Below are 12,916 nucleotides of genomic sequence, written 5' to 3'. Positions count from 1 at the left end.
ATGCATATTAAAAATATTTCTATTTATAATCTGCGTTGCCATAGGCAACGCTTTTTTGAATTTTCCGATTCAATAAATGTTATTTACGGAAATAATGGTGTCGGGAAAACCACTATTCTTGAAGCAATTTCTATCGCATCCGTTTCAAAAAGCTTTCTCCCGATAAGCGATTCGTTATTAGTAAGATTTGGAGAAAATAAATACAAAATTGATATAACTACAATTAATCATCTGAACTTGCAAGAAACTCTTTCCATCGAATATTTGCTCGGTGCTCGAAAAAATATTACTAATGGTTATGGCGAAAAACTTCAACCCAAAGATATTATCGGTGCTATCCCTACAATAATTCTTTCGCCTGACCTTAAAAATATTACCAGCGGACCACCTTCTGCACGCCGTTCTTTTTTCGACGGTGTCCTCTGCCAAACAAGCAAAGTCTATCTTGATAATTTAGTCCAATATAAAAAATGCTTGAAAAATAGAAATAATTTGCTGCTTGCTCTAAAGAAAAACTCCTTTTTCGATGAAAGTGAATTCTATGAATGGACTAAATTACTAATTCACTACGCAGCAGAAATCATCTGGAAAAGAATGAACTTTTTCAATGAATTCCTTCCTTATTTTTTCGATGAATACAAAAAAATATCTAACGAAAATGATAAATTAATTGCTGAATATAAACCATTTGTCTTCGACGACATCAACAATATTCACACAAAAGATGATATTCTGACTAAATTATCTGAAATTGCTAATAAATATAAAAATATAGAAAAATATCGCTTCCAAACATTATTCGGACCTCACAAAGATGAACTTGCAATCTATATAAATGGCGGACCAGCAAAAGACTTTGCTTCGCAGGGGCAACACAAATCACTTCTCATTGCATTGAAACTTGCCGAATATTACTACATTATGAATAATCACACCGAAAAACCAATTATTCTACTCGATGATATTTTCTCTGAACTTGACCAGGAAAGAAGTGCAAAGGTGCTGCATCTTATGGATTTCAACCGAACCCAGGTGTTTATTACTATGACAAGTCCTCAATTTCTGAACTTTTATAAACCTATGCAGGATATTAATCTGATAAGTATAAATTAATAGGCGAATTGTTTAGTTTTATTAAACAGATTTTGTTACTAAATTAACACTTCTTTTGTATATTTGTTTTGTTTTTTAATTATAATAATATTTTATGAAAAAAATTGATTTATACGAAATTCTCCAAAAAAAAGCACCTAAATTGTTCAATAGCAGACCTTCCTTCATTGCTTCGCTTATTCTTTATCTATTAGAAAAAATATTAAAAATCAAGCAAATCAATAGATTTCTTGAAAGGAATGGGCATCTCAAAGGTATCGACTTTATTAATGCCCTGTTTGAGGAACTGAATTTTACATACAATATTTCTGAAAAATCTAAATATCGCATCCCATCGGAAGGAAAAGTAGTAGTCGTTTCGAACCACCCTCTCGGTGGGTTAGATGGTTTGGCTCTTATCAAGTGTATTTACGAAATTCGTCAAGATGTCAAAATTGTTGCCAACGATGTACTTTCCAGTATTGAAAACCTTAAAGACTTTTTTTTACCTTTTGATTTATTCAATCCGATTGGGCAAAAAGACAATATTAAAAATATAGAGAAAGCTCTCGCAAATGATGAAATTGTAATATTTTTCCCCGCAGGTGAAGTTTCCCGTATGTCCTGGCGAGGTATTCGAGATGGTAAATGGAAAAAAGGTGCTATTCGTTTTGCAAAATATGCAAACGCACCAATCCTCCCAGCCTTTGTCATTGCAAAAAATAGCGTCCTTTTCTATTTTCTTTCTTTATTATGGCGACGTGTCGGTATGTTCTTACTCCCACGAGAGCTCTTTAAACAAAAAAATAAAACTATTACGATTAAATTTGGCGATTTAATACCAATTTTCAATTTAGATAAAGTTGTCAACCAAAAGCTCCAACTAAATCTTCTTAAACGCCATGTTTATAGAGTGGGGAAAGGTAAGCGAGAAATTTTTGCTACTGAGCAAGCTATTATTCATCCTGTTCCTGCCAAATTACTAAAAAGTGACCTAAATAGTTCTATTCTTCTTGGTAATACCAAAGATGGCAAGAAAATTTACGTTTGCAAAAAAGACACTGCTCCAAATATCTTACGTGAAATCGGACGCTTGCGCGAAATTACTTTCAGAAAAGTTGGCGAAGGCACCGGAAAAGTGCTTGATACAGATGTTTATGATAATCACTACCACCATATTGTTCTTTGGGACGAAGAACAATTAGAAATTATCGGCTCATATCGTTTAGGTGTTACAAGTGAAATTATTGCTGAACATGGTGTTATGGGACTTTACAATTCTTCTCAATTTATTATTCATCAGGATTTTGATGAAGTGTTGTCCCAATCTATCGAGTTAGGTCGCAGCTTTATTCAGCAAAAATATTGGCGAAGCAATGCTCTCGACTACATTTGGCAGGGAATAGGTGCTTTCATTCAAAAATATCCGAATATTCGCTATCTCTGGGGAGCTGTTAGTATTAGCAATTCATATAGCGAATTAGCAAAAGTCCTTATCGTCTCTTACTACAAAAAATGGTATCAAGGCAACGAAAAATTTGCTACCCCAATAAATCCTTTTGTTATTTCCAAGCTCCAACAACAAGAAGCCGAGTCAATTTTTACTGGAAATACATACGAAGAAGATTTCATTATTCTCAAAAATACATTGAAAAATCTTGGTTTTTCTATTCCCGTGCTATATCGACGCTATACTGAATTATGTAATTATGGCGGAGCTAAATTTATCACATTTAGCATTGATGAAGGTTTTATGAATGCAATTGACGGGCTTATTTTATTGGATTTACGCGATTTGCGTTCTGAATATAAAGAAAGATATTATTTCCAGAAAAGCTTTGTAAACTGAAAAATTTTAGAAAATTTAGTTCGCTTCTAAAATTTCTCGTTTTACTAAACGTCCCATAATATCTTTTGTTTTATGATAATCCTATTCTTATGGTTAATATTGAAGCAATCGACTTAGCTTGTGAAGTCATTAGTCAATCAAAAAAAAGTATAATTATTACTCACATAAATCCTGATGGTGATGCAATTGGCTCTTCTCTTGCTCTTAAATTAGCATTGAATAAATTAAACTGCGATGCAACAATTATTGTCGATTCAGAAATCCCTTATTTTCTACAATTTCTTTATGATGCTCATAAAATTGAAACTTATTCACCCGTAAACCACGACAAAATTTTTAGAGAATGCGATACTATTTTTTGTCTTGATTTCAACGCAACTAAACGAATGCGTTCTATTTGGAATATTTTTAGCAATTCTAACGCAAAAAAAATACTAATCGATCACCATCTCGAACCACAGGACTTCTGCAATATCTGTATAATTGATTACGAAGCTTCTTCTACTGGTGAAATTATTTGGAGAATAATCAATAAATTAGGAATAAAAATTGACAAACATATTGCTGAAGCTCTTTATGTTGCAATCTTGACCGATACCGGTAGCTTCCGATTTGAACACACTACAAGCGAAATCCATCGTATTATTGCCGAACTTATAGATTGTGGGGCAAACCCTACTGAACTATACGAGAAAGTCTACAACCAGAACTCATATAATATCGTTAGATTGCTTGGATTGGCTTTAGCATCCCTTGAACTGTTCTACGACAATAAACTTTCAGTTATGACCATTACCGACGAAATGTTTCAAAAGACCAACACAAATGACGACGATATTGAAGGCTTTGTCGAAAAAACTTTAATGATAAAAGGCACCAAAGTAGGTATTTTAATTACGGAAGTTGCCCGAAGAAGCGAGGTTAGAATTTCTATCCGCTCTAAAGGCGATATTAACGTTCGTGATTTTGCTTTTCGGTTCGGTGGGGGAGGGCATTTTAATGCTGCGGGTGTTCGAATCTATGGTTCCGATTTTATCACTACCAAAAAAATGATAATTAACGAAGCTCAAAATTTATTTCATTGAATTTGCTTATATTACTATTTAGCAAATTTGCAAATCATTACAGTAGAATATAGAACTAATCGAAATTTTCAGATTTGCTTTGAAATAAGTAATATAATTATTAATTTTGTAAAACTTCTTCGGCGTGTAGCGCAGCCCGGTTTAGCGCACTACTTTGGGGTAGTAGGGGTCGCTGGTTCGAATCCAGTCACGCCGACAGAAATCTGTGGGATTATCCCGCAGATTTTTTGTTTCTCAAAGTTTTTCCATAAATTACACTATGATTAATTACTCAAAATCAATATTAATTTGTCTCATTTTACTCTTTTCTGGGGTATCCCATTCGTATTCTTGCGAGCAATCTGACAGTTTAAATACACCGAAAAATCAACAGTCTAACTCCAATTATCTTTCCAAATCTCCCTCGGGGGCTATCTATCGTTCGTTAACCATTCCTGGTTGGGGGCAATTATATACTGGCTCATACTGGAAAGCTCCGATTTTTTTCGCAGGTGCTTCTACATTGGCTTATTTCATTATTTCAAATAATTCTGAATACAAAAAATATGCTGATGAATATAACAAATTAGCAGACAAAACTACTATTCAAGCTCAAATAACTAAAAACAAGCGAGAATATTATAGAGATAATCGGGATTTAAGCGCCTTCTATTTGCTTGGTATCTACGTTTTGGCAGCAGTTGATGCTTATGTGGACGCTCATCTTTATAATTTTACAGTAGATGATAACCTTTCCTTTAATTTTTCATATTCCAAGAATTATTTATATCTCAATTTAAAATATCATATTAAATAATATCGTTAATATATTTGTTTGAACAACCATATTTGGGTGATTTGATGAATGTAAAATCTTATGAAGAAGCTGAAAAAATTCAACAAATTAGAAATAGAAAAATATATAAAAAAATATTAGACAATAACACTTCTATTACTGTTGATGACCCATTAGAGAATACAATAGTTCTAAATATGGGACCGCAGCACCCGGCAACACATGGTGTGCTTCGTGTGCTGCTTCGTCTCGATGGCGAAACTATCATAAATTGCGTCCCTGAATTAGGCTACTTGCATCGCGGATACGAAAAACTGGCGGAAAATGTTACCTATCACGAGTTCATTCCTCACACCGATAGGCTCGACTATCTTTCGCCAATGTCAAATAATGTTGCTATTGCTCTTGCCATAGAAAATGCTCTTGGGATCGAAGCTCCACCGCGTGCTCAATGGATTAGAATGCTTGTCGCTGAACTTGCACGTATTTCTTCGCATCTAATGGCTATGGGCTCTACTTGTATGGATGCTGGCGCACTCACAATGCTTTTGTGGACTTTCACTGAAAGAGAAAAACTATATGATATTTTCGAACTTATCTGTGGCGCAAGATTTACTACAAGCTACACTCGTATTGGAGGCGTAGCTAATGATATTCCTGAAGAAGCTCTCTCAAAACTTAAGACCTGGCTCGATGCTTTTCCTTCTGAATTGGAATATGCCGAAAAATTAGTTAATCGTAATCGTATCTTTTTAGATAGAGTTTCCGGGATTTGCTATATTTCACCCGAAAGGGCTATTGAATTAGGGCTTACCGGTCCCACTTTACGTGGTTCTGGCATACCGCGTGATTTACGTGTCGATGAACCATATTTAGCATATAATCAGGTTGATTTTAATGTGATTACTTACAAGGAAGGTGATGTTTGGGCAAGATATATGGTGCGCGTTCAAGAAATGAAGGAAAGCGTGAAAATTATCAAACAAATTCTGGGAAAAATGCCAGAAGGCGAAATAAAACTAAATCAACCTAAAACTGTATTGCCTAAAAAGGCTTCTGTTTATACTAAAATGGAAGAACTTATTGCAGACTTTATGCTTATCAATTTTGGTGCTGCTCCTCCAGTCGGAGAAACATATTCAGCTGTAGAAGCTCCAAAAGGCGAACTCGGTTTTTACATCGTTTCTGATGGAACAGGTCACCCCTGGAAGCTAAAAATTCGCTCCCCCTCTGCTTCAAATCTTCAATCTTTACACGATATGGTTATCGGTTCGATGGTTGCAGATGTTATTCTTGCTATTGGTTCTATTGATCCCGTGATGGGCGAAGCCGACAAGTAATTCCTTATTGTTCTACTTGTGGTACGTATGCTTTTACAATTGTACGAGCAATAATTGGTATTGCTTCGTAGATTTTATCTTCCTTTTTGAAAATATCCCTTACCTGAAATTCTGGCTTAGGTAGCTTTGTCCCAACATCATAAATATAGGCATTGATTAAAAACCGTTTTGCCTGTATTTTGAAATTTCCTGTTATCACTTCTTGAACATTCAATTTTGAAATAGCTGCCCACAAATCTGACTCATATTGTGGATTATCTGGATTTATATTTATTTCTGCAAGCACTGCTTCTACTGAATCAATTGAAACTATGTGAAAAAATTTTCCATCAACATCATATTTGAACAACTCTTTCATCAATGAGTCCTGCAAATTATAACACCATTCATTATACTGAACATTACCGTCCATATTATTGAATGGAATAACAGCTATGCGCTTTTGTGAGAAAACCGATGAACTCATTACCACAATTAAGCTCAATAAAAATATTGATTTTGCAATTTTCATTTTGCAGGCTCCTCTTTTTCTTTATATAAAATTAACGAATTTTTTATAATTAAGAAAAGTTAATTTTATTAAAGTCTATTTATTCTATAGCCTTTTTTATTTAAAATTTCTATTATTCCATTTAAACCAAGAAAATGAGCGGCGCCTGCAATCACAAAGTGTATTTTATTCGATTTATGATAATTCTCAATTTTCTCAGACATTTTGATATTTCTATCGATTAATAATCTTTGCATAAATAGCAAATCAATTTCAGAAAGATTATCATCTTTAAACAAATAACTGGATAGTTCTTGATCGTTTCCACTTACAAAACATTCAAGCAACTTGTCGGTATCAAATTCTTTTCCACTTGCTACACCTGAAAGAATGTATTCTACCACTAAGTCGTTTAAACTATCAGGCATTGCATCAAACACATTAATTTGCTCGTCAACATTTTCAAGCTCGGCAAGAGTTTTGCCTTTTTCATTCGCTTTTTTTAGGAAATAAGATTCTATCCCATATTCAGCGGACAATCCCTCTCCTTCGTAATATGAAATACTGGCAATCATTGCAGCAAACCAGGGCTTAAAAAAATTAGCAATATCTTCGGTAATACCGTTTTCTTCAAGTTTTCTAATAAGCATTTGATAAGTATTTTTAGATAAAGCACTTTCAAGCGTTCTGCCATCAAGATACATAGCTCTATGCGCCAATTGAAATGGGTCAATTGAATTTAAATCAAGTTCAAGCACTAAAACTTTGCTTCTATCAAATGATTCTTCAATTATTTTTGGTAAAGGGAATAAACTGCTATTCCCTAAATGTATTGAACCAAGTAAATATGTTACATTGTTGCTCTTGTTGTCTGTCATTTCCCAGAAAAAAAATCTACGCTCCTCTTGTGCCTTTGTATTCAGTACAAACAGAATAAAAAGCAATAGAATAATTGATTTTTTCATATTATTTTACTTCTTAAAATATTTTCAATGCTTTGTGCAAGTATCTCTTTTATTCCTGATGTGATTGGGTCGTCGTGTCCTGAATAAATAGTCTGAATATTCATTCTTTCCAATCTAACAAGAATATCAAAATAATCTCTCGTATATGAACCACCCGGTGTTTTTATTTGTAATTGCATATCTCCCGAAAATAGAACTTTTTCCGAAGGCACGTAAATACAAATTGAATCGTGCGAGTGTCCAGGCGTATGCAAAATTTGGGCGTCGCGGTCGCCTATGCGAACCCATTTGCCATCTCTTGCTTTTTCTGTAACTCCTTTAATCATAGAATATGCAATTACCCTTTGCGGATTATACGCCTTGATAATATCCTTCAATCCACCCGAATGGTCAAAATGCTCGTGTGTAAGTACCACTTGCTCTACTCGCTTTTTCCCAACACCTGTCGAAATTGTCTCTATTTCATCAATAATATAACTGTCGCTGCCAATATCAATTAGAGTGTTTACATCATCTATTGCATTCCAATCCCCACGTACAAGATATGCATTGCAAGTATATTTATTCGGATTTTTTTTTAGTAATGTAACTTTCATTATTATTTCTTTCTGAAAATATTGGCATCAGAACATACTTTTTCAAATAAGTGAGAACATTCTTCTGGAAGCGTTTGTGTTTGTTCAGTAATTAACAATCCATCGTTACGTAATACTGAATGAAACATTTTGATTACATTAACTCTTTCTTCCGGTTGAAAATGTAATAACACATTTTTACAAATAATTGCATTGAGCCCAGTATCAAGTGGTTTCAACGATAAAAGATCATGTTGCTCGAAATACAGACTATTCCTAATTATATCATTAATTTGATAATTGTCATAATCGTCAATTTTGTGGAAATACTTTTCTAATATATTCGGTGGCATTCGCGATAAATCAGAATACGGATAAACTCCGCGTGTAATTATTTCCTTAAAATTGCTTGTTTCATCAATATCAGTTGCTAAAATTGATACTTTCTTATATTTTTCGGGACCAATTGCTTCACATAGAATGATCCCAAATGTATAGGGTTCCGGTCCCATCGCACAACCGGCATCCCAAATTTTTATTTTTGCGTAACTATCGATTTGTGGCAGCAGAAAACTCGTTAGTTGTTCTAATGTATGTCTATCGCGAAAAAAAAATGTAAAAGCCATTTTATTCCTCTGTTGTTCTTGAAAATTCAACAATTCTATTATACTCTTTTTCTGTAATCTGCATTACAGATAATCGCTGTTGCTTAACCAATGCAATTTTATTTAAGATATTATCTTGCTTTATTGTATCCAAGCTCACTGGTTTTTCAAGCATTGAAATAAATTTCAATTCGACTGCTAACCAACGAACGTTCTCTGATGTTGGGTCTGGGAAAGCCTCTTTTGTAACTTCTGCAATCCCAACAATTGATTTATCTGTATTGCTGTGATAAATCAGCACAGTATCTCCAATAGCCATTTTTGCTAAATTATTTCTTGCTTGAAAATTGCGAACACCATCCCATATCGTTTTGCCATCTCTTTGTAAATCAAATACGGAATATGTTTCGGGGTCAGATTTTGCAATCCAATAAGCCATTATTTTTTCAACCCTTCTAATAATAATTCTTCTAATTTTATCGGATATTGCTTGCCATAGTAAATGTTAAAATCCAGCGTATCAGCAATCGAATACACAGGCTTGCCTTGTTTTAGTACATAAAATGCTGGCAATGTTGTAACAACGATAACGCTATCATAAGAATGACGTGAACGTAATGAGTTTAATGAATAGAATTCTATTTTATCGTGGCTAATACCAACATTTTGCAAAATTTTATAAAATTGTGGAAATCGTTCATACTTTCGTCCAGGACAAGCACACGAAGGCATACTATATATCAATATCTTGTGAATTGATGAATTATACTGATGTTGTATGAGCTTGACTAAATTTGTATCTACATCATACTTGTCGTATTCTTGGTAAAACCATCCATATCCAGGAAGCTTGTTCAAATCTTCTATTTTATATGGTATCGCATCCGAAACAGAATTATCATCACTACATTTAACCAAAAACAAAAAAGTGACAACTATAATTATGAATTTTAACGTTTTCATTTTATCTTTATCCCAATTTTTTTTGATATTCTTTATATAATGTTTTAATGTCAATAAAATTAATGTCAGAATTCAAATATTTATTAGAGATACTTATAGCCGATGAAACTAATTCTTGCGATTTAATACCGTTATTTATTGAGTGCCAAGCTTCTAAATATGCTGCAAGTTGATCAGCCCATCGTACAATATTACCATCAAGAGGATTAAATTCATCTTTATTGTATTTTTCAGAGATTTCAAAATTTGTTTGCTCCATGATAATTGTATTATTAATGTTTATTTTATTCTCAAATTCATTTTGTGTGAAATACTTTAATTCATCTATCCAGTCTGGTTCAACGTGTGGGAAAATCTCTTGTTCTGCTAAAGTCTTTTCTAAATCAGAAATTAATTTATCGAATTCAGGCGAGGACCTCTTCACCGGTGAAATAATATCACGTGTAACCGCTTCCGGCAAGTCGTGGAATAGTCCACAAAAAAAGTTGTTATACATTCTTTTTTTGCAGAATTGCAAATCAGCAGTGAAGAAATACACCAAAGTTGCAACCATCATCATATGCCCTAATACTGAGGTTTGCGGAACACGTGGTGTCTGTGCCCATCTAATCTGAAAGCGTAGCTGTCCACATAAATCAATAAAATTCGTAATTGAATTTCGTTCAATTAGTTTCTTTATCCCTATTAATTCATTCGGTGGTTCAGTGTACTTTTTTATTTCCTGTAATAATTCAGTTTCAATACTGAGATTTTGAAAATTATTTGGATTGCTTGTCCTTACTATTTGAAATTCCCAAAAACTCGAATAAATGTGTGCCGCATTGATTATCTTGTCCGTTAAATTATTCTCTTCTTCTCTGAAAAGATACTTTTCAAGTTCTTCATTTATTTTTTCATTTTTAATTTTGTCTTTTAGATGCTCAAAAATATACTCGTTTAATTTCTGAAAAACTGCCTTGTTTTTCTTGATTTCTCTGTAAATCGGTGATTTAATGTCCGAGATTACTATTCTTCTTAAAAATTCGAAAATACTATTTCGTATCAGTTTGTCCCAATCAACAAACTTCCCTGCTTTTTCCTCGTATTTGCCGAGCACATAAGCTATGATTAATTTATGCGAATGCTTATCAATTTCCGAAAAATTCATAGGGCGAACCCTATCATTCCATCGCTGAATGTGAAATCCGCGAAACAATTCATTGATAAGTTCAAAATTGGCTATCATATTTATCTATACATTTTATCAAGATTCCAGAAATATTTGGTATGAACGCTTTGTTTGTATGGTACTTCGTCGTATTCAAATTCATATTCAAGTTTTCCTTCAAATTCCGATTCTTTGATTACACCTCTTGGCAAAACTATCATTTTCATTGTGCCACTACCTTGGATATTATATATATCTACAAGTTCGCTAATTCCATACACATTGTTCTTTGAATTTGTTCCTTTTAAGTTCTTTAATTCTGCCTGTATGACATATTCTTTTGGAGAAAAATCAACAAGTTTCACCTCTGCTGTATCCGAAAGCACCACCCCATCAACAAAAATGTCGAAAAATCTCTTCCAGACATCTGTTTTCGAAACTAAAAATTCAGGTATTAAGTTTTTTGATAAATCAGGAATAAGCTTTTGATAACCTGGTTGAAATATCCTATCCCAAACAAATTTAAGTTCCGGGTCCTTTATCCCATCTTCTGGATGATTAAACCTAACTTTAAGTGTGTCAAGCATTTCTCCAAAAATTTTTACTACTTCATTATAGGGAGAATATGTAATAAGAAAATCTTTGCCAAGTAGAATTGAATAATTATAAAACTCGTTTGTTGAATATGGCGAAACCGCCTCATCATCTTGCGAATTATAATAATACCTTTTCCCATCATCTGTAACTAATTCATAACGTATTGAATCGAAAGAAACCTTTACTGTGTTAAATCCATTCTCCAGCAAGGTGTTTTGCCTTAACGTAATGAATACTTGTGCTTTTCTATGAAAAGCTCTTTCTTTATTTGTTTTTAAGTCTGTTCTAATAATTTTTGATTCTTCAGTAAAAACATAATTATGAAAAATATTCAACCCAAATTTATAAGATAGGCGAAATTTTTCTGATGGTGTTGCTTGACCTTCGGGAAGACCTTTTTGCTGACTAAACAAAAAAAGTGGTGTAATCAATAATATTGCGATTTTCAATAAAACTCTCATTTTTTTGCTAAAATTTGTGAAACATAATATATCGTAAATGCCGAAATTGTCATCCCATCATAAATTTCACCTGATTCTATCATATTGACAATATCATTCAAAGAAAATTTCATTACCTCAATTTCTTCACTTTCATCAAGCCTTTGTTCAACAAAATTAGATATTTTCGCAAAAAAAACATTACATATTTCTGAGGTAACTCCATTAAAAGGATTAAATCTCCCAATTTGCACAATTTCTGATGGTATTGCTCCAGTTTCTTCAATTAATTCTGTACGAGCTGCTTCTTCCACCGTATCTCCAGATTTAATTCCCCCACCAGGAAACTCAAAGCTGTACCTCTTATCTAAATACCTATATTGCCGCGTCATTAAAAATAATCCATTATCTAAAATCGGGACAATCATTACCGAGCCATTAGTCTCGATATGATAATACTTCCCAATGTTACCATTGGGAAACCGATACTCATCCACATAATATTTCCAATATGGATTTTTATCAATTAATTTTCTGGAAATTCTTCCAAATTTATTACATTCCACAACAATCCATCATCTCGCATTTCTCAAACATAATTGATAGTTCAATTGCTGCATTTTCATCGCAATCCGAGCCGTGAACCGCATTGATGGATTTATTCTCGCCATATTTCTTACGTAAAGTGCCTTCGCTTGCTTCTTTCGGGTCAGTTGATCCGAGCAATTTTCTGAAGTCTTCTACCGCATTTTCTTTCTGTAAGGCAATTACAACTATCGGCCCGCTTGTGATATATTCAATCAAATCATTGTAAAATGGCTTTCCTTTGTGTACAGAATAAAAAACACTTGCTTTTTCTTTTGTTAATTTTGTCATTTTCAGCCCAATTATCTCAAAATTTGCATCAATTATAGCTTTGATAATATCACCGATGTGTTTTTTTCTTACCGCATCGGGTTTAATAATACATAAAGTTTTGTTTCCCATAATTAT

The 12,916-nt window shown here is 33.4% G+C and carries 15 protein-coding genes and 1 tRNA gene; 6 read left to right on the top strand and 10 right to left on the bottom strand.

What is annotated here, in order from left to right; all coding sequences use genetic code 11:
- The 6 genes from recF (at position 1) to nuoD (ending at position 6,141) form a co-directional block, all read left to right on the top strand.
- Positions 1-1,113, top strand: a complete 1,113-nt coding sequence (gene recF, locus AC6QZF_RS05075) for a DNA replication/repair protein RecF (RefSeq protein WP_499798792.1) — start codon at positions 1-3, stop codon at positions 1,111-1,113.
- A 94-nt stretch (positions 1,114-1,207) separates the two neighbouring features.
- Positions 1,208-2,941: a bifunctional ornithine lipid synthase OlsF gene (gene olsF, locus AC6QZF_RS05070; protein WP_499798791.1), complete on the top strand. Its 1,734-nt coding sequence runs from the start codon at positions 1,208-1,210 to the stop codon at positions 2,939-2,941.
- Positions 2,942-3,030: 89 nt separating this feature from the next.
- A complete protein-coding gene (locus tag AC6QZF_RS05065) occupies positions 3,031-4,026 on the top strand; it encodes a DHH family phosphoesterase (protein ID WP_499798790.1) in 996 nt (331 codons plus the stop codon).
- Between the two features lie 120 nt (positions 4,027-4,146).
- Positions 4,147-4,222: transfer RNA gene (locus AC6QZF_RS05060), tRNA-Pro, on the top strand.
- Between the two features lie 63 nt (positions 4,223-4,285).
- Positions 4,286-4,822, top strand: a complete 537-nt coding sequence (locus AC6QZF_RS05055) for a DUF5683 domain-containing protein (RefSeq protein WP_499798789.1) — start codon at positions 4,286-4,288, stop codon at positions 4,820-4,822.
- 44 nt (positions 4,823-4,866) lie between these two features.
- Complete coding sequence (gene nuoD, locus AC6QZF_RS05050; protein WP_499798788.1) at positions 4,867-6,141, top strand: NADH dehydrogenase (quinone) subunit D; 1,275 nt, start codon at positions 4,867-4,869, stop codon at positions 6,139-6,141.
- Positions 6,142-6,145: 4 nt separating this feature from the next.
- Here the strand turns inward: nuoD and AC6QZF_RS05045 are convergent, their stop codons facing one another.
- The 10 genes from AC6QZF_RS05045 to ndk all read right to left on the bottom strand — a co-directional run bounded on the left by AC6QZF_RS05045 (position 6,146) and on the right by ndk (position 12,910).
- Positions 6,146-6,652: a hypothetical protein gene (locus AC6QZF_RS05045; protein WP_499798787.1), complete on the bottom strand. Its 507-nt coding sequence runs from the start codon at positions 6,650-6,652 to the stop codon at positions 6,146-6,148.
- A gap of 68 nt (positions 6,653-6,720) precedes the next feature.
- On the bottom strand, positions 6,721-7,596 hold the full coding sequence (locus AC6QZF_RS05040; protein WP_499798786.1) for a TraB/GumN family protein: 876 nt from the start codon (positions 7,594-7,596) through the stop codon (positions 6,721-6,723).
- Entirely contained in the window at positions 7,593-8,192 is a 600-nt protein-coding gene (locus AC6QZF_RS05035) for an MBL fold metallo-hydrolase (protein ID WP_499798785.1), read from the bottom strand. The genes AC6QZF_RS05040 and AC6QZF_RS05035 overlap by 4 nt, the downstream gene beginning before the upstream one ends.
- A gap of 2 nt (positions 8,193-8,194) precedes the next feature.
- Entirely contained in the window at positions 8,195-8,797 is a 603-nt protein-coding gene (locus AC6QZF_RS05030; protein ID WP_499798784.1) for a CheR family methyltransferase, read from the bottom strand.
- Between the two features lies 1 nt (position 8,798).
- Complete coding sequence (locus AC6QZF_RS05025; protein ID WP_499798783.1) at positions 8,799-9,215, bottom strand: EVE domain-containing protein; 417 nt, start codon at positions 9,213-9,215, stop codon at positions 8,799-8,801.
- The gene (locus AC6QZF_RS05020) at positions 9,215-9,739 is read right to left on the bottom strand and encodes a hypothetical protein (protein WP_499798782.1); all 525 of its coding nucleotides are present in this window, start codon (positions 9,737-9,739) and stop codon (positions 9,215-9,217) included. Before AC6QZF_RS05020 ends, AC6QZF_RS05025 begins: the two co-directional genes overlap by 1 nt.
- Positions 9,740-9,746: 7 nt before the next feature.
- Positions 9,747-10,964 carry an HD domain-containing protein gene (locus AC6QZF_RS05015; protein WP_499798781.1) on the bottom strand — a complete coding sequence of 406 codons (1,218 nt, stop codon included), beginning with the start codon at positions 10,962-10,964 and terminating at the stop codon, positions 9,747-9,749.
- A 2-nt stretch (positions 10,965-10,966) separates the two neighbouring features.
- On the bottom strand, positions 10,967-11,944 hold the full coding sequence (locus AC6QZF_RS05010) for a hypothetical protein (protein WP_499798780.1): 978 nt from the start codon (positions 11,942-11,944) through the stop codon (positions 10,967-10,969).
- A complete protein-coding gene (locus AC6QZF_RS05005) occupies positions 11,941-12,420 on the bottom strand; it encodes an NUDIX domain-containing protein (RefSeq protein WP_499798779.1) in 480 nt (159 codons plus the stop codon). Before AC6QZF_RS05005 ends, AC6QZF_RS05010 begins: the two co-directional genes overlap by 4 nt.
- Before the next feature lie 58 nt (positions 12,421-12,478).
- Entirely contained in the window at positions 12,479-12,910 is a 432-nt protein-coding gene (ndk, locus tag AC6QZF_RS05000; protein WP_499798778.1) for a nucleoside-diphosphate kinase, read from the bottom strand.
- Positions 12,911-12,916: the final 6 nt, after the last annotated feature.

Source organism: Eximiradius sp., from assembly GCA_937127445.1.
GTDB lineage: Bacteria > Bacteroidota > Ignavibacteria > Kapaibacteriales > UBA2268 > JAKIZO01.
The sequence above is the reverse complement of the archived record's forward strand: the minus strand, read 5'-3'. Positions and strand labels throughout refer to the sequence as shown.